General features: G+C 63.0%; 18 protein-coding genes and 1 tRNA gene. 9 read left to right on the top strand and 10 right to left on the bottom strand.

The features are described 5' to 3' along the window. Positions 1 to 4 precede the first annotated feature (4 nt). On the bottom strand, positions 5 to 1,483 hold the full coding sequence (locus tag L6637_RS05585) for a porin (RefSeq protein WP_237869536.1): 1,479 nt from the start codon (positions 1,481 to 1,483) through the stop codon (positions 5 to 7). Positions 1,484 to 2,111: 628 nt separating this feature from the next. On the opposite strand from L6637_RS05585, the gene L6637_RS05590 reads away from it, so the two are divergent. Continuing rightward, positions 2,112 to 2,393, top strand: a complete 282-nt coding sequence (locus tag L6637_RS05590; protein WP_237869538.1) for a hypothetical protein — start codon at positions 2,112 to 2,114, stop codon at positions 2,391 to 2,393. A 149-nt stretch (positions 2,394 to 2,542) separates the two neighbouring features. Here the strand turns inward: L6637_RS05590 and L6637_RS05595 are convergent. After that, positions 2,543 to 2,616 (bottom strand) — tRNA-Gln (locus L6637_RS05595). Between the two features lie 259 nt (positions 2,617 to 2,875). Here L6637_RS05595 and L6637_RS05600 point away from each other — a divergent pair. Further along, the gene (locus L6637_RS05600) at positions 2,876 to 4,375 is read left to right on the top strand and encodes an amidase (protein ID WP_237869540.1); all 1,500 of its coding nucleotides are present in this window, start codon (positions 2,876 to 2,878) and stop codon (positions 4,373 to 4,375) included. 11 nt (positions 4,376 to 4,386) lie between these two features. Here the strand turns inward: L6637_RS05600 and L6637_RS05605 are convergent, their stop codons facing one another. The 4 genes from L6637_RS05605 to L6637_RS05620 are packed head-to-tail and all read right to left on the bottom strand — an operon-like array spanning position 4,387 to position 8,653. After that, positions 4,387 to 5,517, bottom strand: a complete 1,131-nt coding sequence (locus tag L6637_RS05605; RefSeq protein ID WP_237869542.1) for an iron-containing alcohol dehydrogenase — start codon at positions 5,515 to 5,517, stop codon at positions 4,387 to 4,389. Between the two features lie 16 nt (positions 5,518 to 5,533). Continuing rightward, positions 5,534 to 6,562, bottom strand: a complete 1,029-nt coding sequence (gene pdxA, locus L6637_RS05610; protein ID WP_237869543.1) for a 4-hydroxythreonine-4-phosphate dehydrogenase PdxA — start codon at positions 6,560 to 6,562, stop codon at positions 5,534 to 5,536. Next, positions 6,559 to 7,665 (bottom strand): four-carbon acid sugar kinase family protein, encoded by a 1,107-nt coding sequence (locus L6637_RS05615; protein ID WP_237870021.1) that lies wholly within the window; start codon positions 7,663 to 7,665, stop codon positions 6,559 to 6,561. Before L6637_RS05615 ends, pdxA begins: the two co-directional genes overlap by 4 nt. Before the next feature lie 52 nt (positions 7,666 to 7,717). Next, complete coding sequence (locus L6637_RS05620; RefSeq protein ID WP_237858619.1) at positions 7,718 to 8,653, bottom strand: dihydrodipicolinate synthase family protein; 936 nt, start codon at positions 8,651 to 8,653, stop codon at positions 7,718 to 7,720. Positions 8,654 to 8,777: 124 nt separating this feature from the next. Here L6637_RS05620 and L6637_RS05625 point away from each other — a divergent pair, with 124 nt between their 5' ends. Then, the gene (locus L6637_RS05625; RefSeq protein WP_237869545.1) at positions 8,778 to 9,638 is read left to right on the top strand and encodes an IclR family transcriptional regulator; all 861 of its coding nucleotides are present in this window, start codon (positions 8,778 to 8,780) and stop codon (positions 9,636 to 9,638) included. A gap of 36 nt (positions 9,639 to 9,674) precedes the next feature. On the opposite strand, the gene L6637_RS05630 is transcribed toward L6637_RS05625, so the two are convergent. From L6637_RS05630 to L6637_RS05640, 3 genes are all read right to left on the bottom strand, one after another. Beyond that, positions 9,675 to 9,878 (bottom strand): hypothetical protein, encoded by a 204-nt coding sequence (locus L6637_RS05630; RefSeq protein ID WP_128952352.1) that lies wholly within the window; start codon positions 9,876 to 9,878, stop codon positions 9,675 to 9,677. A gap of 118 nt (positions 9,879 to 9,996) precedes the next feature. Continuing rightward, on the bottom strand, positions 9,997 to 10,902 hold the full coding sequence (gene rnz, locus L6637_RS05635; RefSeq protein ID WP_237869547.1) for a ribonuclease Z: 906 nt from the start codon (positions 10,900 to 10,902) through the stop codon (positions 9,997 to 9,999). Between the two features lie 371 nt (positions 10,903 to 11,273). Further along, positions 11,274 to 12,047, bottom strand: a complete 774-nt coding sequence (locus tag L6637_RS05640) for an alpha/beta fold hydrolase (protein ID WP_237869548.1) — start codon at positions 12,045 to 12,047, stop codon at positions 11,274 to 11,276. A gap of 154 nt (positions 12,048 to 12,201) precedes the next feature. Between L6637_RS05640 and L6637_RS05645 the strand changes: the two genes are divergently transcribed. The 5 genes from L6637_RS05645 to L6637_RS05665 all read left to right on the top strand — a co-directional run bounded on the left by L6637_RS05645 (position 12,202) and on the right by L6637_RS05665 (position 18,451). Continuing rightward, positions 12,202 to 12,852, top strand: coding sequence for a GntR family transcriptional regulator (locus L6637_RS05645; protein ID WP_237858624.1), 651 nt, complete (start codon positions 12,202 to 12,204; stop codon positions 12,850 to 12,852). Then, the gene (locus L6637_RS05650; RefSeq protein ID WP_237869549.1) at positions 12,849 to 14,378 is read left to right on the top strand and encodes an aldehyde dehydrogenase; all 1,530 of its coding nucleotides are present in this window, start codon (positions 12,849 to 12,851) and stop codon (positions 14,376 to 14,378) included. The genes L6637_RS05645 and L6637_RS05650 overlap by 4 nt, the downstream gene beginning before the upstream one ends. A 73-nt stretch (positions 14,379 to 14,451) precedes the next feature. After that, entirely contained in the window at positions 14,452 to 15,819 is a 1,368-nt protein-coding gene (locus tag L6637_RS05655; RefSeq protein ID WP_237869550.1) for an MFS transporter, read from the top strand. Between the two features lie 441 nt (positions 15,820 to 16,260). Beyond that, the gene (locus L6637_RS05660; protein WP_237869551.1) at positions 16,261 to 17,190 is read left to right on the top strand and encodes an outer membrane protein; all 930 of its coding nucleotides are present in this window, start codon (positions 16,261 to 16,263) and stop codon (positions 17,188 to 17,190) included. 307 nt (positions 17,191 to 17,497) lie between these two features. Next, positions 17,498 to 18,451, top strand: a complete 954-nt coding sequence (locus L6637_RS05665) for an ABC transporter substrate-binding protein (RefSeq protein WP_237869552.1) — start codon at positions 17,498 to 17,500, stop codon at positions 18,449 to 18,451. 87 nt (positions 18,452 to 18,538) lie between these two features. On the opposite strand, the gene L6637_RS05670 is transcribed toward L6637_RS05665, so the two are convergent. Continuing rightward, a complete protein-coding gene (locus L6637_RS05670; protein ID WP_237869553.1) occupies positions 18,539 to 19,183 on the bottom strand; it encodes a TetR/AcrR family transcriptional regulator in 645 nt (214 codons plus the stop codon). A gap of 201 nt (positions 19,184 to 19,384) precedes the next feature. Here L6637_RS05670 and L6637_RS05675 point away from each other — a divergent pair, with 201 nt between their 5' ends. Then, on the top strand, positions 19,385 to 20,626 hold the full coding sequence (locus L6637_RS05675; protein ID WP_237869554.1) for an efflux RND transporter periplasmic adaptor subunit: 1,242 nt from the start codon (positions 19,385 to 19,387) through the stop codon (positions 20,624 to 20,626). The last annotated feature ends 112 nt before the right edge of the window (positions 20,627 to 20,738 follow it).

The raw sequence follows: 20,738 nt of genomic DNA on the forward strand, positions 1-20,738 counted from the left end.
GAGCTTAGAAGTTACGCTGAGCGCGGAGGAGCAGGGCGACCGAGTCCTGATCCTTCATCTCATAGAGAGCTGCCGGCTTGGCAGCGGCCGCAACGCCCGGGCTCGCGATGGTGCCCGAGTACTTCTGGTCAAGACGCGACCAGCTCACGTCCGCCGTGAAGGCCAGGTTCTTGACCGGGGTCCAGATGGTGTTGACACCGATCACAGCGAAGTTGAAGTCGGGGTTGCAGGCGCCGGTGAGGCCGAGCAGAGCAACCATGTTCGCGCAGATCGCTGCCTTGCCAGCGCCACCGTACTGCAGGGCGCCGTAGCCACCATAAATGGCGCTCGCCCAGTTCGGGTTCCAGTTGTGGGTGTAGCCACCGCGGAAGCCCCAAGACTTGACGGATTCGATGCCACCGCCGGTGGTGAAGACACCATCAGCAATGCCGGCGATTCCGAGACCCTGATAGGCGCCAGCCAAGCCAGTACCGCTGTACATGAAGAAGGTCTGCGGGAACAGGCTCTGGAAGTTGTAGCGGCTCGCACCGTCGGTATAGACCGCCTGCAAGTTGATCGAGTCGCCCGCACCAGTCGGGATGTTCTTGATCGACAACGAACCCTGGATCGCCCAACCCCACTTGTCGCCGGGGTGACCCGTCGGTTCCGTGGCGCCGTAGTAGGCAGGATGCATGTCATGTGCAGCAAGCGAGATCTGAGCCAGACCCCAGGCCTGGTCAACACGGACCGCACCGGTGATGTCGGGAGAACGCGTGCCGCCCCAGCTGTTGTTGCCGTACACGCCCGTGACCATGTTGGCCGCAGTCGCGCCCGACAGGTTCCAGAGGTTCGACTGACCGTTAGCGGAGGTCGATTCATCCTCCAACGCGATCGAACCGGTGATGCCCTGGCCGAAATCAGCCGTGTAGGCAACCTGGTTGATACCGGTCACGTGGTTGGAACCGCCCGGAAGGGTATCGGGACCGCCAGCCGGATAGCTCTGCCACGGAGCGTCGAAGATCGAGACCGTGCGGCCGAACGTGAAGCCGGCGAACTGGATGAACGCGTGGTACAGGCCGAGCGAGGCCGAACCGGTCGAGAACGCCGACGGGGCGCTGCCGGTGACCGAAGTCGTATCCCACGAGAAGACCATGTCGGCGAAGGTGCGAACCACGCCATACTCGGTCGCCGTGCGCGTATCGACCGTGAAGTCCATACGAGCGCGTTCGCCCCAGTAGTTCGTCAGACGGTTGTTCGAACCCTGGTTCGCGCCTTGACGGAAACCGTAGTCGCCGCCATTGGCCCAGACGTCAGCGCGCAGGTAGCCACCGAACTTGATGCAGGTGTCGGTGCCCGGCATGTAGTAGAAACCCGCACCGTACAGGGAGCAGATCTTCACGTATTCGACCGCCTTGGCCTTCACGGGGAGATCGGCTGCTTGAGCTCCGCCCACGGCGATCAGACCCGCCGCTGAGCCGAGCAAAAGGCTCTTAACCAACTTCATGTTAAACCTCCAAGTTGCTCTTCAGGGAAGGTCACTGACCCGAACGGCCAATTCCCCAACCCCCTTTAAATCACCGCCTTGGCCGCCTTCGCGTCTTCGGACACACCCGCATGAACGCGAGGGACTTAAGCGAAAGACCTAAACGGGACGACCTTGGGATGCCCCCCTCCGTCGCCTGATCACCATGATCGATGGCCGATGCACACGCAACAACCGAACGGCCCCAAACACCCCCCAACAATCCGAATCCGGTCAGGTGTTGCACAAAAATCACGCAACATTTTTGGGGCGGAGAATAGATAACTAATTGATTACGCTGCATAAAATATCGATCACAGCTGCGTGACGCGTGAGGTTGCCAATGGAACTCCTCGCAGCGGGATTGGGAAGCCGATCCCGGGAGACCAACTTCCGACCTTGAAAAGGTCGAATCGGACCGCGAGGAAAAAGCGCTCGAAAGGCGCGCTCCTGAGCGAACCGCGACTTGAAAATAAAGGGGAAACTTCAGCCGCTACGGGCTACGGACCAAGCCAGGATCGCAAAAGCGTCCATCCCCGGCGAGCCGAACTGGCCCCGCATCCCCGCAATCACTGGAATCAGAGGCTCGCAGCGACCGCGGGACATCTCGATGAGCGGAAGGCGTCGCTATTCAGGTCGTCCGAAAGCCGGAAGCAACAGCCCGGATGGCTCGCCGGCAAATATTGCAAATGCCTCGCTCTCGCCGAGCCGCTGCAGGGCAATCAGAGAGAAGCCTCTCAATATCGCGGACAGAATCACCAAGCTTTCAAACGAGCCGCATGATGTGCAGCGAGTGATGATCGAAATTCTGCGAAGGCAAACGGCGACAATCTTTGCCGGCATCTGCATCTGCAAACGTCAAGAACTCAACACACAACACGACGACATGTGAACGCGAGCGAACTGCGCAGGACGCCTGCATAGTTCGCGTCATCCTCCGATGCGCTTGATTTGGTCCGAGCGGAGCAAGGGGTGCAATGCTGACAGGGAGGTTCCGCGATCAGCGGATCAATCAGCGCTTCCGGTCGGGAATCTGACGCTTGGCTGGGGAACCTGGATTCGAACCAAGACAAACAGAGTCAGAGTCTGTTGTGCTACCGTTACACCATTCCCCAACGGAATAGTCGAACAAATTCAATGCCTTACTGATTTGTCCGACTGTGGCCGGCAGCGCAATTTGCGCAAATCACGGCTCAGGCGTGCAGCCTTCTACCCGCTCAGCCATAGGCTGGCAAGCGCGGCTGTGCACGGAAGCGCGTGCTCAGGCACCTCTCCCGCCCGGTCGCCCAAATCTCTAAATGTCAGCATCGGTCGGTGGCCGTGCCGGCGCCGAAATAACTGCGAGACACTTGGAGATTCCAATTGGAGATTCCGATGCAGCGAGGGTTACCCGCAGACACCCCCGACCTCGACTACGGCTCAATCGGCGCACTGCAGAGCGCTTTGATTGCGCAAAAGCTGTCGGCGTCGGAGCTGCTCGCGCACACGATTGCGCGCATCGAGGCGCTGGACGGCGACATCAACGCGGTTGTCGTTCGCGACTTCGATCGCGCACGAGACGCTGCGCGCGTTGCCGATGCCGCGCTCGGCCGCGGCGAGCGAGGCCCGCTCCTCGGCATTCCCGTGACCTTGAAGGAGCCCTTCAACGTCGCGGGCCTGCCGACCACATGGGGCTTTCCGCATTTTCGGGATTTCCGGCCGGCAGAGGATGCGCTGCTCGTCTCCAGATTGAAGGCGGCCGGCGCAATCATCATCGGCAAGACCAATATCCCGATCGGACTGCGGGATTTCCAAAGCTACAACGAGATCTACGGGACCACGAAGAACCCATGGGACCTCGGCCGTTCGCCTGGCGGCTCCTCAGGCGGATGCGCGGCAGCGCTGGCGGCGGGATTCGGTCCGCTGTCGATCGGCTCCGACATCGGCGGCTCGATCCGCGTGCCCGCACATTTCTGCGGCGTGTTCGGACACAAGCCGAGCCTCGGCCTGGTCCCGCTGCGAGGCTACAGCCTCCCGCCGGCGCCGCCCGTTCCGGGCCGGGGCGATCTTGCCGTCGTCGGCCCCATGGCGCGCACCGCCTTCGACCTCGCGCTGGCGCTCGACGTGATTGCCGGGCCCGACGAAGCCCGCGACGGCATCGGCTATCGCCTCGCCTTGCCCTCCTCCCGGCACAACAGCCTCAGGGATTTCAGAATCCTCGCCATCGATAGCCATCCGTTGATGCCAACGGGCGAAGCCGTGCGTTCGGCGATCGTCCGACTGGCCGAGCGGCTCGCCAAAGCGGGCGCACACGTTTCGCGATCGAGCACCGCGCTGCCCGATCTCGCGGACTCGGCGCGCCTCTATATGAGGTTGTTGAACGCAGCGCGCAGTCCGCGCCTGACACCAGAGGCCCTGACCGAAGCCCAGCAATTGGCCGCTGCGCTCGCGCCTGGCGACCGCAGCCTGCAAGCCGAGCGCGCCCGCGGCTGGGGCATGATCCATCGAGACTGGCTCGCAGCCGATGCGATGCGCCTGCGTCTGCAGGCGCAGTGGCACGCGCTATTCCGCGACTTCGACGCGGTGATCTACCCGGCAGCGGCCGTGCCGGCCTTCCCGCATGATCATTCCGAGCCGTTCGATGCGCGGCAGCTCGACATCGACGGCAAGGCACACCCCTACGCCGACGCCTGCTTCATCTGGGCTGATCCGGCATCGACCTGCGGACTGCCGGCGACCGCTGTTCCGATCGACCGGTCGCCGTCGGGTCTCCCAATCGGCGTGCAGATCATCGGACCGTATCTGGAGGACCGCACGACGATCGCACTTGCCGGATTGATCGAACGCGAATTCGGCGGCTTCGTGCCGCCGCCATCGCTCGCCCGTCCATCTTGATGCGGAGAGGCCTAGAACGCGACCTCGTACATGTTGAGGATCGCATCCCGGCTTAGATCGCGCGGGTTGTTGTCAAGCAGGCGCCTGATGGCGTGAGCCTCGTCGGCCATCAGGCCAAGATCATTCCTGGGCACGCCGAGTGCCGACAGCCGCATCTCGACACCGAGATTCTTGCAGAACGCATAGGTGGCTTCGAATGCGCGCTTCGCATCGCTCTGCTCGGGCAAACCGAGCGCCCGCAGCACCGCGACCGTTTTCTCTTCGACCGCCGGCATGTTGAACGCCAGCGTGTGCGGGAAGATCATTGCGCAGGCGAGACCGTGGGCGATGTGATGGCGCGTGCCGAGCGGATAGGCCACGGCATGACCGGCGGTGGTGTTCACCGGCCCGAGGCAATAGCCGCCATAGAGCGAGGCCAGCGAGAGACCGGCGCGCGCCTCGCGATCACCACCATCGGCGACCGCGCGCTTGAGATAACGCCCGACAAGCCGCGCGCCTTCGAGCGCGTAGAGATCGATCGTCGGATGCGCCTTGCGGCTGGTATAGGCCTCGACGCAATGCGCCAGCGCATCGACGCCGGTGGCGGCGGTGATCTCCTTCGGCACGGTCATCGTCAGATCGGGATCGACGATGGCGATATCGGCCAGCATGAAGCGGCTCTGCACCGCCTGCTTGTTCTGGCTGATGGGATCGGTGACGAGCGCGCGGGTGCCGGCTTCGCTGCCGGTGCCGGACGTCGTCGGGACCTGCATCAGCGGGACGCTGCGGCCGGCCACCTTCTCCGGCCCGACGATGTCGGCGAAGGGCACATCCGACGTGCACATCACCGCGACCAGCTTGGCGAGATCCATCGCGCTGCCGCCGCCGAAGCCGACGACGAGATCGGGCCTGACCTCTTTCGCCATCGCTACCGCCTTCTCGAGATTGGGCAGGTCCGGCTCAGGCTTGACCTCGCCGAACACATTGACTGAGCCCGGCAGCGCCAACGTGTCGACGCGGCGCGCATTGAAGGGGTCGGAGATGACCAGTGGTCGCCTGGCTCCAATCCGCTCGGCGAAGCGCGCGGCCGCGGTGATCGTGCCATTACCGAACTCGAGGATGGTGGGGCGAAGGATTTCGATGGGCGTGAAGGCGTTGGTCATCTCAGGCTCGATCTCGTTACTTGGAAGCGCCCGCGGCGAGCCGCTCGGCATAGTCGATGGCCTCGATCAGGCTGTGCTCGTTGGCGATGCCCTGTCCGGCAATGTCGAAAGCGGTACCGTGATCGACGGAGGTGCGGATGATCGGCAGGCCCAGCGTGATGTTGACGCCGGACAGCTCCTGCCAGCGGCCGGTGGCGGGATCGACCTGGAAGCCGAGCAGCTTGACCGGGATGTGCCCCTGGTCGTGATACATCGCGACCGCCGCGTCGAACTGGCCGGCGCGCAGCTTGACGAAGATGGTGTCGCCGGGCACGGGGCCGACAACGTCAAGACCGTCAGCCACCGCCTCGGCGATCGTCGGCGCGGAAACGTCGATGTCCTGGCGGCCGAACAGACCGCCCTCGCCGGCATGCGGATTGAGCGCAGCGATCGCGATCTTGGGCTTTGCAATGCCGAGCCGGCGCAGCGCATCATCGGTGAGATCGATCACCATACGCAGACGCTCCGGCGTCAGACGCTTCGGCACGTCCTCCAGCGCCACATGGGTCGAGACATGGCTGACGCGCATGTTGCCGTGGGCAAGCAGCATCACCGAGCCGCGCACGCCGGTGAGATGCGCCAGCATCTCGGTATGGCCCGGGAAATGATAGCCGGCCTTGTTGAGCGCTTCCTTGTTCAGCGGCGCCGTGACGATCGCCGCCGTACGACCAGCCTGTGTCAGGCGCACGCCCTGCTCGATCGCCTTGTAGGCAAAGCGGCCGCCATCGGCGCTGAGCACGCCGGGCTTGATCGGGTCGCCTTCGGCGTCGGCTTGCAGATAACAGAGGTTCGGCCAGTCGCGATCGTCGGCTGTGACTTGCGGGATTGCAACGTTGGCGCCGAGCGCGGCCTTCGCGCCGTCCAGCGCCTCGCCGCTGCCGATGATCAACAGACGCAGATCGCCTTTTGCGATCCGGTGCTTCAGTCCGACGCAGGCCTTGACGATGATCTCCGGCCCGATACCGGCAGGATCGCCCATGGTGATGGCAAGGTGACGAGAGGTCATGTCGGACTCTCCAAGTTGAGAAAATGATTGGCCCGCAGCAGATCGCGCCACAGCTCGCGCGCGCCGAACGCTCCGGATTTCGAGATGACGTCGACGCCGGCCCAGCGGCCACCTAGCAGCGTCGAACGCGGCAAGCCCGGCGCGATGCGACCCGTGACCTGGAGCGCACGCGCGCCGAGGGCAAGGCATACGGCCTTCAACGTCTCGCCGCCAGCAACGATCAGGGTTCCAGGCGGATCGAGCGACGCGATCAGTGCCGTCAATTCATGCGCGATCCGCCGCGCCGCCTCGGAACGCGCAAGGCCCTCGGCAAGCGTGAATTTCACCAGGGCCACACCGTCATCCATGAGCTTCCGCTCAACAACGGCGCCGCCCTCGCCTTCAGCCAACGCAATGGTGGCCTCGCCACACGCCGCGAGCTGAGAGGCTGATGTCGCCTGATCGGAACCAAACAAGCCCAGCACCGGACGCTTCAGAACCGACGGCGCTGCGGCCCCATGATTTCGCGCAAGCGCTCCGGCCAAACCGCCGCTGCCGCACCAGAGCACAGGTCCCGGCATGCGTCGGGCCATTTCGACGACGCGATCAAGATCGAGATCGCTCTCGGCATCAAACACCTGAACGCCGCCTTGTGACAGCGTGTCGGAGCTGCCACGTAGCGCCGCGATGCCGTCCTGCCTCAACTGATCCAGCAGATTGTCGCCGACCCGATGCCAGTCGCCCTGCATGGTGCGCGCATATTGCTGGCCCTCGACCGTGCGGCGTCCCTGATAGTCGAAAGCAGGCGCGACGACGCAAGACGCCCAATGGCCGGTGCTCAGGCAGGCACCGAGCTCGGCCGCCCATGCGCCACGAAGCAGGCTGTCGACTTTCTTGTACGCGATCTCTCCGTGCTGAAGCAGCGGCGCCAACCGAGTGACGATCTCGACACTCTCGGCCTTCGAACGCTCACGGGTGCCGCTGTCGATCGCAAGGCTCGGGGAGTCTGACGCGACAGGCGCTTCTCCCCATACGACGTCGAATGGTCCGCACGGGCCGGCGAACTCCGCCGCGGTGTCGAGCGCCCCGGTGAGGTCGTCGGCAAGCATACGGACGCTGGTCAACGCATCTCCGAAAGATTCGGACATCGGATCGCCTCGTCGTGCGCGTCCGCCTCTAAGCGGCTTTCGCGAATGCCGCGGCACTCGCGAGCAATTCTTTCACTTGAGCTGCAGGCAAGGTCTCAAGCGGCGGCCGCAGGCGCTGCCAGCCCGCGTGACCGGTACGCTCGGCCATCAGCGCCTTGAGCGAAGGCATCTGTGCGAAGCGCGAGACCAGCTCGCGCGCCTTCACGATCCGCGCCTGCGCTGCAGCAAGGTCTGCGTCGTCGTCGCTGTCGCGGAAATGCTTGAAGACATAGGCAAGATCGCGCGCCACGAGGTTCGAGGTCGCGGTGATGCAGCCCGCGCCGCCCTTGCGCAGCAGCGGCAGCAACAGGGGGTCGGCTCCGGTCAGCACCGCAAAGCCGTGGAAACGTTCGACCATCGCGGTCATGTTGGCGAAGTCCCCCGAGGAATCCTTGATGCCGACGATGGTCGACGGATACGCCTTGCGCAGCCGCTCGATCAGCGCATGCGAGATCGGCTGCATCGACATCTGCGGGATGTGATAGAGCACGATCTTGAGCCTGGCATCGCCGATGCGCTGGATGATCTCGCTGTAGGCGGCATAGACGCCGTCATCGCTGACGTTCTTGTAATAGAACGGCGGCAACATCACCACGGTACCGACGCCGACCGACAGTGCGTGGCGCGTCAACGCGACGGTCTCGGTGAAGGCCGCGACGCCGGTGCCCGGCAGCAACTGGTTCGGCTTGATGCCGCCGGCGATCACGGCCTCCAACAATGCAGTGCGCTCGGCGACCGAGAAGGAGTTCGCCTCCCCCGTCGTACCCAGCATCGCGATGGCATCGCAGCCTTCGTCCAGAAGGTAGCGGCAATGCGCGATGAAGCGCGCGTGATCAGGCGCGAGATCGGCGTCGAGCGGCGTCAGCGCCGCGGAGAACACGCCGTGGGAGTTCAAGGACTGGGGGTGCAACGACGATGTCGACAAAGCTTCCTCCGATCGTCAGATCGATGTTGTTCGGAATGCGAACATTTGTTATAATCTGCCTCGTTGGTAAGAGCAGGCTGCCGCGGCGTCAAGGGCCGTAGCCGTCATGATAGGGCATTCAGGCATGGCCAAGGTCGAAAACAAGGCGGCGAAGCGCACAGCGGACGCGGCTGCAAAATCACCGGAGCCCAAAAATCCGAAGAATAACCCCAAGAATTACGTCGCATCCGTCGGCAAGGCCTTTGCGGTGCTCAAGAGTTTCACCAGCGAGGCGTTCGAGCTGACATTGAGCGAAGTTGCCGCGCGCGCCGATCTCGATCGCGGCACGGCGTTCCGGCTGATCCAGACCCTGATCGAGCTCGGCTACCTCCAGGCGGTGCCGCAGAGCCGCCGGTTCCGTCTCGGCGTTGCCTGCCTCGATCTCGGCTACACCGTGCTATCGCACGGATCGTTGCGCGCCATCGTCGAGCCGTTGCTGCGCGACCTCGTGCCCGAGGTCGGCGATGCGGCCTCGCTCGGCATACTCGATGGCGGTGACGTGATTTATCTCGCACGCGTCAGTGCAGGCCTCGACCGCTACAAGATGGATCGCCGGCCGGGCACCCGCATCCCGGCCTACAGCGCTGCTCTCGGCCATGCCATGCTGGCGCATCTTCAGCGCGATGAGCAGATTGCGCGGCTGGAGTCACGCCCCCGCGTCAAGCTATCGGAGCGGACGCTGACCGATCTCGATGCCCTGCTCGCCCGGCTCGACCAGGTGAAGAAGAAGGGCCATGCCGTCTCCGATGGCGAGAACGCCTATGGTCTGCGCACGCTGGCGACGCCGATCCTCGACGCCCAGGGTTCTGTCATCGCCGGACTGAGCGTCACCGTGGATGCCATGCGCATGGACATGCCGACCTTCCGCGATCAGGCGCTGCCGAAGCTGATGCGGCTGACGAGCAAAGTACAGGAGCTCGCGATCAAGTCAGGACTGTTGAGCTGATCGGCATCTCCAGGCGGGACGCGATCTTGGCGGCGGCTATTCCGGAACGAGCGTCGCGAGACCGGCTTCGATAATGGTGATTTCCTCGCTGACCTGCGCGATGGCCTGCTTCGGATCGACACCAGTCACGGCCACCAATTGCCGGAGCAGGTCCTGGCGATGCGTCAAGATACCTTCCAGCGCATCACGATCGTTCAGCCTCACATAGCCCTCAACGATCAATTCAACGGAACGGGACATAAATACTCTCAGTACAAGCTGACTTTTGATCCGCGAAAATATCGCGCTGACGCGTGGCTGCGGGAATGAAGTCGCGTCAACCTTGACAGGTAAGATTAATGGTCGTGCAACGCACTGCCTAAACGGCGATGCGTTCCAGATCGGCGGCGATCCTGACGCTCGGAAAGATCTTTGCCGCTTCGGCCAAGATCTCATCGTCCTCATAGCGACCCGAAAGATGAGTCAGCACGAGTTGTTGGACATTGTTGGTGGCCGCAAACCGGGCCGCCTCTGCTGCCGTGAGGTGGCCGTAGTCTCGCGCCGTCGGCGCATCCCGATCCAGGAACGTCGCCTCGATCACAAGCAGATCGGCATCCGCGACATGCTTCGAAAGCCCATCGGTGGTCTCGGTGTCGCCGATCACGACGAGCTTCTTGCCGCCGCTTGGCGGCCCCAAAACATCTTCCGGATCAATCGTCCGGCCGCCTTCAACCGTGATGGTACGCCCTGCGGCCAACTCGCCCCGCAGCGGACCATCAGGCACACCCAGCGCTGAGAGGCGATCAGACAACAGATGGCGGCGCGCCGGACTTTGGAATGAGAATCCAAAGCTGTCGGTGTCGCGATGGCGGACCGGAAAGCAGTCGATGGTGAAGTCGCCGGCGTCAATGACCTGCCCTTCAGACAGCGGCGCGAACTGTACGGAGATCGGCGCCCTTCCCGCGCCCCACAGGCCCGCGAGCATGGAGATCACGATATCGAGCGTCCCAGGCCCGCCATGGATGCTCATCACGTCGGAGATCTGTCGCAATCCCAGAGTCGAGAAGAGACCGGGAATGCCCAGCACGTGATCGAGATGACCATGCGTAAGGAGAATGCGGTCGAGCCGCCGAAAGCCGGCGCCACTTCGCAGCATCTGGCGCTGCGTCCCCTCCCCGCAGTCGATCAGCATGCGCGTGCCCGCGGCCTCCAGGAGAAGCGCTGGATGGTTACGTTCTGCAGATGGAACGCTCGCGGAGGTGCCGAGGAAAGTCAGGGCGAACATGGCGGTCAGTTGTCCAGCGGGTCGGCCGAGACCTCCCCCCGGACGGCCTCACCGTTCCCAATGCCACGTGGGCAGCAGTGCGTATAGTCCCATCGACGCGGCTTCTGCGGCCTGGATGCGCTGCTGCCATTTGAGGAAGGCGCCTCGCTGGGTGAGGGCGCTCAATCGAAAACGCGAAAACAACCCCATGCACAGTACAAATCATTGGAGAAATTCGCGCCTCACGCCGCGCGCCTCGCCGACGGCGGACGTTTGACACGTCGGGCAAAACAGGCGCACGATGGCATGATCCCCAGTCGTGAATTCGCAATCACTCCGAACCATTAACGGTTCGGAAGCCATCGCCATTTCGAACGCGGCGCCCGCGCCGATCAGAACAAGAAGCCGTTGAGAGCAACGAGAAACTGCCGCGGCGATTGCAGCTGCGGCACGTGCGCGCAGCCCGGAATGATCTCGAGCCTGGCGTGCGGCAATCCGGCGGCGAGTTCGTGCGACATCGGCGGCGGCGTCGCCTCATCGTGCTCACCGACCAGAACGAGGACGGGAACCTTCACCGTGGCGAGTTGAGCGCGGAGATCGAGGCTTGCCAATGCATCGCACGCGGCACGGAAGACATCGGGATCCGTCCGCAGGAACGCTGCGCGACGATCCTTCATCAGCTCAGGATGTTGCTCCTGAAACTCCGGCGCGAACAGGCGCCGCATGGCGACGTCGGTGATCGCCTCCAGCCCTTTCTCGCGCGACACCCTCACCATGTTGCGAAACGCTTCGCGGCCGGGCTCCGAGAACGCAGCGCCGCTGTCGGCGAGAACGAGCTTAGCGGCGATCTCAGGATGCCGGATCGCCATCTGCAAGGCGACGAAGCCGCCATAGCCGTTGCCGAGCACGATCGCCGGCGCGCCGTTCGCCGCATCCCGTACGGCCTCGGCCATCCGGTCCGCGACCGCAGCAAGGCCGCCCTCCACGGCGCCTGAACGGCCAAACCCGGGCAGCTCCGGCACGATGGTTCGAAACGATGTCGCAAGCTCCGGCGCGATCGCATCGAAGCTCGCGCGATCCGACAACAGCGAGTGAAAGAGAAACAACGGCGGCCCCTCGCCCGATTCCGCGGCGTTGACGGTTCCGTTGGCAAGAAGCCTGTCCATGTCCGGTCTTTCTCGATTGCGTCGGTCAGAGCACGCGCGACCCGCGCGTCCTATTGGCTCGATTGATAAATCAAATCGCCGGGAATTCAAGCATTGAGGCCTTGACGTGAAATATCAGGACTGAGAGATTACACTCACGGAGGTCCTACAGGTCATGCTTTTGCGCGAGAATATCTACGATCTTCTGAGAGCTGATATTTTAGCTTGCCGCCTTGCTCCTGGCGATGAAATGCGAGAGCAGGACCTCGCCGAGCGCTATGAGGTGAGCCGGCAACCGGTGCGGGACGCGCTTTTGCGGCTGCAGCGCGAGCACCTCGTGACGGTGCAGCCGCGCCAGGGCTATCGGGTCACGCCGATCTCGCTCTCGGATGCGCGCGACCTCTTGCGCTTCCGCCTTGCGCTGGAGCCGGCCTGCGTTGCCGAGGCGATCGAGAGTGCGCCTGACAGCGTCTTGAAATCGCTCGACGATTTTCGCCGCTTCTCGGGCAACCACGAAGACTTCATCGTCTACAATCGCGGCTTCCACACCGCGCTGGCGCATGCGTCCGGCAATCGCCGCATGGCAACGGCGCTCTGCGATTTGATCGGCCAGGCCGATCGGCTGGTCCGCGTCAGCGTTTCGAATCTGAAGGGACACGACCCGGCGAAACTCGTCGCCGAACACGTCGCGCTGATCGACGCCATGCAGAGCCGCGAAACGCGAACCGCGGCACGCATCATCAAGGCCCATATCGGGGCCACCGAAAAACGCGTTCTGCCGGCGCTCAAGCGCAACGCCGTCATCGTCGAAGAGAGGTCATCATGAACGTTCCGTCGAAACCCGCCTCGATCGACGTCGAAATTCACGGCAATTTCATCGATGGCCGGGAAGTCGAAGCCGGAGGCGGCGCGATGTTGGACGTGCGCAATCCTGCGACCGGCGATGTGATCGCCCGCATTCCCAATTCGACCGCTGAGGATATCGATCGCGCCATGCGAAGCGCACGCGCCGCCTTCGAAGGCAAGGCCTGGGGCGGCATGGACACGCGCGCACGCGCCCGGCTGGTCAACAAGCTTGCCGATGCCTTCGAGGCCAATCTCGACAGCCTGTACCGGTTGGAGACCCTCAACAACGGCCGCCCGATCAATGAGACCCGCGCCCAGCTCTCCCGCCTCCCCGACTTCTTCCGCTACTTTGCCGGCGTCGCGCTGTCGCGCCGCGATTCCGTGATCCCTGTCGAGGGCCCGTATCTCAACTACACGCTTCGCACCCCCATCGGTATCGTTGCCAACTGCACACCGTTCAATCATCCGCTGATGATTCTGTGCAAGTCGCTCGCCGTTGTGCTGGCGACCGGCTGCGTCACCGTGGTCAAGCCGTCCGAATACACGCCGCTGACGACGTTGAAGCTCGCGCAGATCTTCACCGAGGCCGGTCTGCCGCCCGGCGTCTTCAATATCGTTCTCGGTCTCGGCCAAAGCGCCGGCAAGATGCTCGCCGAGCACGGCGACATCAACAAGCTGGTCCTGACTGGCGGCACCGAGGCCGGCCGCATCGCCGGCAGCGCGGCCGCAAGGGTGTTTGCGCATCAGACCATGGAACTTGGCGGCAAGACGCCGGTGATGGTGTTCGACGATTTCGACGTCGACCGCGCCGTCAATTACGCGGCGTTCGGTGCCTTCATCGGCGCCGGCCAGACCTGCGTCTGCGCCTCGCGCCATATCGTGCAGGCCTCGATCTACGACGAGTTCGTCGAGAAGCTGCAGGCCAAGACCCGCTCCATCCGCATCGGCGATCCCTTCGATGCCAACACCCAGCTTGGCCCCGTGATTTCCGCCCGGCAGCGTGACCGCGTGCTCGCCTATTCCGGCTACGGTCACCAAGACGGTGCACGTCTCGTCACCGGCGGCGTTGCCGCGAAGGTGCCGGGTCACGACGCTGGCTATTTCGTCGAGCCGACGGTCTTCGCCGACGTCACCTCCGACATGCGCATCTTCCAGGAGGAGGTGTTCGGTCCCTTCACCTCGGTGACGCCGTTCAAGGACGAAGCCGATGCGCTGCGGCTTGCCAACGACTCGCCCTTCGGCCTCGCCGCCGCGATCCGCACCCGGGACGTCGCGCGCGCCCACCGCGTCGCCGCTGCCGTCAAGGCCGGCATCGTCTGGGTCAACGATCATCATCGGCTCGATCCGGCTTCGCCCTGGGGCGGCGTCGATGATTCCGGCATCGGCCGCGAATGCGGCACCGAAAGTTTCGACGACCATTTCAACACCAAGAGCGTGATGGTCGCCACGCACGAGCAGCCGTTCGACTGGTATCGCGACACGGCCAACCAGAAGCGGCTGAACTAGAGAACGACAAGCGGCAGATCGCTCAGAGAAGGCGGGCCGCATCATCAAGAATAACAGTCAAGGGAGAGCGTCAATGTCGACATCGGTGAACGCAGGCAGCCGTCTTGATCGGCTGCCGATCGGGCCATTCCACCGTCGCATCATGCTGCTGATCGGCATCGGCATGTTCTTCGATGGTTTTGACATTTACATCGCCGGGACCGTGCTCAGCGTGACGCTGAAGACGGGCTTCTCGACGCTGGCCCAGAACGCGGTTTTCATCTCCGCGACTTTCGTCGGGATGATGCTGGGATCATTCGGCACCGGTTTTCTCGGTGACCGTTACGGGCGCCGCTTCACCTATCAATTCAATTTGCTGCTTTTCGGCGTTGCCTCCCTTGCTGCTGCATTCTCGCCAAACATGGCCTTCCTGATTGCCTGCCGCTTCGTGATGGGCGTCGGGCTCGGCGCGGAGAACGTCGTCGGCTATTCGACGATGACGGAGTTCGTGCCCGCGCGGACCCGCGGCAAATGGCTCGGCTTCACCACCGTGTGCGTCGTCACCGGTCTGCCCGTCGCGCTGCTGGTCGCATCCGTGCTGGTGCCGCAATTCGGCTGGCGCTCCATGTTCGTGCTCGGCGGCATCGGCGCGCTCGTGGTCTGGTACATGCGCAAGTCGCTGCCGGAATCGCCGCGCTGGCTGGAAGCGGTGGGACGGACCGCGGAGGCCGAAGCGCTGATGCAGGCCATCGAGAGGGAGGCGGCGCAAGGTCAGCCCGTGCCTGCGCCAGCGGCCACGACATCGGCCCCGGTCTCGGCCGATCTTGGCACACTGTTCACCGCACCGCTGCTGTCGCGGATGATCGTCGGTGCGGTCTGCCTGATCACCATCAACACCCTGCTCTACGGCTTCGTCACCTGGCTTCCGGTGTTCTTCGTCAAGCAGGGTCTGTCGATCGCGACCTCGTTCGGCTATTCGCTGCTGATGGCGCTGGGCGCGCCGATCGGCTCGGCGATCGGCGCGCTGACAGCCGACCGCTGGGGTCGCAAGCCGACCATCATCGGCGCGTCGCTGGTCTCGGTGGCGCTGGGCATCCTCTATCCCATGATCTCGGATCCGATCCTGCTGCCGGCCGTGGGCTTTGCGCTGACCGTGCCGATCTACGTCCTGGTCGCCCTGCTGTTCGGCATCTACATTCCCGAGCTGTTTCCGACCGAGGTTCGCCTGCGCGCCTCCGGCATCGTCAATACGCTGGGGCGCGGCGCCACGATCGTCACACCGTTCCTCGTTGTGTCGCTGTTTGAATCGCGCGGCGTTGCCGGCGTGATGGCGCTGATGATCGGGCTGCTGGTGATTCAGATCATCACGGTCTGGGCGCTTGGCATCGAGCCCAGGCATCGCAGCCTCGAGGAGCTGAAGACGGAGGAAGCGGCGGCGCCCGTTCTGAGCGAAGTGTCCTGAGAACCAATAGCTCCACGCTCTCTCGCTCATGACGCTCCGATGGCTGACATCGGGGCGTCTTGCTTTGCTGCACTCTCCGGCGGCGAGCTGGAGCGTGTACTTGGCAACAAGGGGCTCGAACGGGCTCACCGAAATATCCTGGACGAACACCCCACACAACCGCTGCGGAGCGCCGCATACTTGCGCAAGCCAATGAGACCAGGTCGTCCGAACGGACGGCTACGCTCATGAAAAATATTTCACGCAGTCCGGGCAGCTTGGCGCACCAACTTGAAATGCATCAGCGATGCTGACCCTTTGAGGTTGCAATCCGGCAACATCGGTCGAGGAAAATGCTGGTAAGCCAAATGGAACCGGCGTTTGCGCTCGTCAATCGCACGTCCTCAAATTACGCTGCCGTTGGAATTTGCATTATCAATAATTTCTAAGGGGGAAGTCTGCATGAAGGCTGCTCTTAAATCGGCGATCGCGTCGTCGATGATCATCGCAAGCGTCGGCTCCACATACGCGGCTGACATGGCCGTCAAGGCGCCTCCACTGCCGCCGCCGGTCGTTGTAAGCTGGACCGGCTGTTACATCGGTGGTGACGTCGGCTGGTACCACGCTCATCAGAACGGGGACACATCGGCGTTCCCCTCACCGGGCTTCGGAGCGCCTGCGATCAACGGAGCGGGAATCGCGGGGTACGGCGTTCTACCCACATCGCATGGTTTGTCGCGCGACAGCGTCTTGGGCGGCGGCTATGGAGGCTGCAACTGGCAGCAGAACAAGTGGGTGTTTGGCTTCGAGGGCGATATAACATGGACGGACAATAAGACGGGAAGCGACGCCCAAACCGTCGTCGGCTCGTTCACGGGGCAGCCCGCCAACTTCCCCCCGTTGGGCACGAACATGCAGTTAAACAGCTCAACCCAGTGGTTGGCTTCGTTGCGAGGACGCGTCGGCATGGTCGTGGGTGCTGGCGACAACGTGTTGCTCTACGGCACAGGCGGTGTGGCCTTTACTGATACCAAGTACTCTGCCGTGTTCACCCCGTCGACGAATCCGGCCAGCCTGTTCGGATTCGGATGTCCGGGCGCCGCTGCCACCACGTGTTTTGGGACCTCGGCCGTTGCCTTCTCACGAAACCAAGTCGGCTGGGTCGCCGGCGCCGGCGTCGAATGGCGAGTTGCGCCGCAGTGGCTGGTTCGCGTCGAATACCTCCACTACGGATTTGACGGTGCGAGCGGCATCGTACCGGCCGTCCTAGCCAACGGGGCAGCAGCTTGCGCGGGTTGCGGCTGGCGCGCGAACTGGGGCAACCTCGACATTGACAGCGTGCGCGTAGGCGCGGCCTATCAATTCGGTGGTCCGGTGGTTGCGAAGTACTGATTGAACGTCTTCCTCCGGGAAGCGAAGAAAGTCCCGGCTTGCGCCGGGGCTTTTTTTGTTTGCGGTGCCATCCAGGCAGGACGCTGGCCATATCGTCTGTTGGCCCGTCAGCGAAGTTGCGCCGCGTCTGACGGAGGTTCGCTCATCGCCGTAGGGCGGACCGGATTTGCTCAACCTGAGCTCTTCGCATTTTGACCCGAAGCGGAACTCGCATCGATCAATGTGTGGCTGTCTTCCTTCTCGGCAGCATCATATTGTTGGCGAAGCTGGAGACTAGAGGGCGCGCGCCATGAAACGACGGGATTTCATGAAAGCTGTCAGTGTTGTCGCCGGCTTCGGCGCAGTAGCCACTCACACAATGGCTCAAGATAAAGTCCGTCGTGTAGGTGCACTGCTTGTAGGAGAAATTACAAAGAAGTTTCTTGAAGATAGCCTCAAACAACGTGGCTGGAAGCTTGGCGATAATCTCATGATTGAAAGCCGAATATACAACGGAAATACTGATCTGGCGCATCGTTATGCCCGCGAGCTGATCTCCCTGAAGCCGGATGTGCTGTTTGCATTGACCAATACGTCCATGGCGGCACTTCAAGCTGAGGGCTCAACGCTTCGTACTGTCTTTGCCATGGTCAGTGATCCGGTGGGAATGCATTACGTTGATAGCTTTTCCAGACCGGGCCACAACGTGACGGGCTTCACACCATTTGAGCCGAGCTTGGGTGGCAAGTGGGTTTCTCTCCTGAAGGAGATTGCGCCGAACATCCAGCACATCGGGCTCGTCTACAATCCTGAACCCGGAAACAATTCCGCGGCATTCCGCGAATCGATTGACAGGACCGCGCGCGCATCAGGAATCGCGTCAGTGGAAACGCCCAGCGGCGGAGAATCCGACATAGAGCGTTTGATCGTTTCCTTTAAAGACAAGCCCGATAGCGGCCTCATTTTCTTGCCTGATGCATTCACGAGTTCACAACCAGATCGTTTTACGGCCTTGGTCCGCCAATACCGCATTCCAGCAATATATCCACTCCGTTCCTTCTGCGACGCTGACGGCCTAATTTCGTACGGCGTCTACTTCATAAAGATATTCGATGGTGCGGTGTCGTACGTTGATCGGATTCTGCGCGGCGCTGATCCCGCCGAACTGCCCGTTCAAGCTCCAACCGAGTTTGAGTTGGTCGTAAACCAAAAAGCAGCTCGGCAACTTGGCTTACAATTGCCTCCCGATTTAGTTGCTCGCGCGGACGAGGTAATCGGATAGACCACCTCGCTTGCTGCGGTGCATGAGTCCGGAATCGGCCCTTGAGCGACATCGGGAGAATGCCGCTTTTCCGCGGCTGTTAGAGTTTCAGCGGACATTAGGCGGCCTGCCGCTTAACGAGTTCACAGCCTGGTCCCGCTCCGACTGCGCCTCCACGGCCTGCACCGCGACATCAGCCACCTGCCGCAGCGCTTCGCGATCAGAGCCTGAGGAGGCCATCACGCCCATGCCGACTGAGACCGCCGAGACATAACGCGCGAGTGCTGCGGGATCTGACGTGTCCTTGAGATCGCCCTCTGCCTTGGCCCGGACAAAGCGCTCGCGCAGTTGCTCTTCGTTCTGGGCGCGGCGCGCTGCGAGTTCGAAAGGGACGTTTTCGGAGCCGGCACCGGTGGCGATGCCGCCTTGCACGAGCAGGCAGCCCGGCGGATTGGCGGGATCGGTCTGCTTCTCGGCGATGCCCATCAGCATCCGCTCGGCGACTTCGCGGGCGGTCGGTGCGGACACCACTTCGTCCATCCACGCGCCACGCAGTTTGGTGTAGCGGTCGAGCGCGGCCTTGAGCAGGCCTTCCTTGTTGCCGAAGCAGGCATAAAGGCTCGGCGGGTTGATACCCATGGCCTCCGTGAGCTGGGCGATCGTGGCGCCCTCATAGCCATGGCGCCAAAACACTTCCATCGCCCGATCCAACGCGACATCAGCGTCGAATTCGCGGGGGCGTCCCATGCCCATGCCACTATCCTCCTTGGATTCGGCGTCGTCCCTCGATCTAACGCCTGGTCCTATCTATTTGTTCTATCTTTCTTTTCTCTTCCGCCTTCCCAATCTTGCGGTAAGCGGGTACAATTTTCTTAGCGAACGGTACATAAGTATCTTGCGCTGCGGTATCCAGCTCCACATCTGTAGTAAACACTACATATCTGGAGCGCGCAAATGCCCCCCACCCAAACACCCTCTCGTCCCGGCCGGATCCGCCGACTTCTCAGCGGCGTTGCTGTTGTGGGCGCCCTCGCCGTGGCCGGCTCGATCGCGACCGGCCATTATTTTCGCGCCGCGCAGGCGACCGCAACGGCGGCGGCAGCCGAACAGGCCGTTCCCGTCACCGTCGCGCTGATCGAACCAAGGCAGACCGTGCTGTGGGACGATTTCTCCGGCCGGCTCGAGGCCATCAACCGCGTCGAGCTTCGGCCGCGCGTTGCCGGCGCGATCCTCGCGACCAATTTTACCGAGGGTGCACTGGTGAAGGCCGGTGACGTCCTGTTCAAGATCGATCCGGCGCCTTACGAGGCCGAGGTCGACAAGGCCAACGCGCAGCTCGAGGCCGCGAAAGCGCGCGTCGTCTTCACCCAGGGCGAGCTCGAGCGCGGCGCGCAACTGGTCGGCAATGCCGTGGTCACGCGGCGCGACTACGACCAGCGCGACAATGCCAATCGTGAAGCGATCGCCAATGTGAAGGCGGCCGAGGCGACTCTGCAGACCGCGAAGCTCAATCTCGACTACACCGAGGTGCGCGCGCCCGTGGACGGCCGCGTCGGCAAGATCGAAATCACCGTCGGCAATCTCGTTGCCGCCGGCACCGCCTCTCCCGTTCTGACCTCGCTGGTCTCGGTCAATCCGATCTACGCCTCCTTCGACGCCGATGAAGAGGTCGTGCTGCGCGCACTGAACTCGATCGCGGAGGCGTCAGGAAAGCGCGGCAATCTCGATCAGATCCCGGTGGAAATGGCGACCTCAGGCGGTCTCTCCGCCAAGGGGCACATCCAGCTCATCGACAACCAGGTCAACGGCCAGAGTGGCACCATTCGTGTGCGCGCTGTTTTTCAGAACGACGACGGGCGTCTGATCCCCGGCCAATTCGCCCGCGTGCGGATGGGCCAGCCGAAGCAGCAGACGCTGGTGATGATCGACGAGCGCGCGATCGGCACCGACCAGGACAAGAAGTTCGTGATGGCTGTTGGCGATGACAGCCGTGCGGTCTACCGGCCGATCACGCTCGGCGGCGCGGTCGACGGCCTGCGCATCGTCACCGCGGGTCTGAAGCCCGGCGATCGCATCGTCGTCAACGGTCTGCAGCGCGTGCGTCCGGGCGCTCTCCTCAAGATGGAAGTGGCCGCGATGGGTGCGCGCGGACAGCAGGCCTCCAACCACAGCAACCAGGACGTGGTGCAACGCTAGTCACCGTCATTCCGGGGCACGCGTAGCGCGAACTACGGTGCGCAATAGCGCACCTGAGAGTCTCGAAGTAACGAGGCTCAGAGCACATCACCTCTGGATTCCGGGTTCGCGC

Source organism: Bradyrhizobium zhengyangense, from assembly GCF_022012435.1.
GTDB lineage: Bacteria > Pseudomonadota > Alphaproteobacteria > Rhizobiales > Xanthobacteraceae > Bradyrhizobium > Bradyrhizobium zhengyangense.

Bases quoted from the DNA above. Each gene is read 5' to 3' on its own strand.
- L6637_RS05585 (WP_237869536.1), bottom strand. From the start codon at position 1,483: ATGAAGTTGGTTAAGAGCCTTTTGCTCGGCTCAGCGGCGGGTCTGATC.
- L6637_RS05590 (WP_237869538.1), top strand. From the start codon at position 2,112: ATGAGCGGAAGGCGTCGCTATTCAGGTCGTCCGAAAGCCGGAAGCAAC.
- L6637_RS05600 (WP_237869540.1), top strand. From the start codon at position 2,876: ATGCAGCGAGGGTTACCCGCAGACACCCCCGACCTCGACTACGGCTCA.
- L6637_RS05605 (WP_237869542.1), bottom strand. From the start codon at position 5,517: ATGACCAACGCCTTCACGCCCATCGAAATCCTTCGCCCCACCATCCTC.
- pdxA (WP_237869543.1), bottom strand. From the start codon at position 6,562: ATGACCTCTCGTCACCTTGCCATCACCATGGGCGATCCTGCCGGTATC.
- L6637_RS05625 (WP_237869545.1), top strand. From the start codon at position 8,778: ATGGCCAAGGTCGAAAACAAGGCGGCGAAGCGCACAGCGGACGCGGCT.
- L6637_RS05630 (WP_128952352.1), bottom strand. From the start codon at position 9,878: ATGTCCCGTTCCGTTGAATTGATCGTTGAGGGCTATGTGAGGCTGAAC.
- rnz (WP_237869547.1), bottom strand. From the start codon at position 10,902: ATGTTCGCCCTGACTTTCCTCGGCACCTCCGCGAGCGTTCCATCTGCA.
- L6637_RS05640 (WP_237869548.1), bottom strand. From the start codon at position 12,047: ATGGACAGGCTTCTTGCCAACGGAACCGTCAACGCCGCGGAATCGGGC.
- L6637_RS05645 (WP_237858624.1), top strand. From the start codon at position 12,202: ATGCTTTTGCGCGAGAATATCTACGATCTTCTGAGAGCTGATATTTTA.
- L6637_RS05650 (WP_237869549.1), top strand. From the start codon at position 12,849: ATGAACGTTCCGTCGAAACCCGCCTCGATCGACGTCGAAATTCACGGC.
- L6637_RS05655 (WP_237869550.1), top strand. From the start codon at position 14,452: ATGTCGACATCGGTGAACGCAGGCAGCCGTCTTGATCGGCTGCCGATC.
- L6637_RS05660 (WP_237869551.1), top strand. From the start codon at position 16,261: ATGAAGGCTGCTCTTAAATCGGCGATCGCGTCGTCGATGATCATCGCA.
- L6637_RS05665 (WP_237869552.1), top strand. From the start codon at position 17,498: ATGAAAGCTGTCAGTGTTGTCGCCGGCTTCGGCGCAGTAGCCACTCAC.
- L6637_RS05670 (WP_237869553.1), bottom strand. From the start codon at position 19,183: ATGGGCATGGGACGCCCCCGCGAATTCGACGCTGATGTCGCGTTGGAT.
- L6637_RS05675 (WP_237869554.1), top strand. From the start codon at position 19,385: ATGCCCCCCACCCAAACACCCTCTCGTCCCGGCCGGATCCGCCGACTT.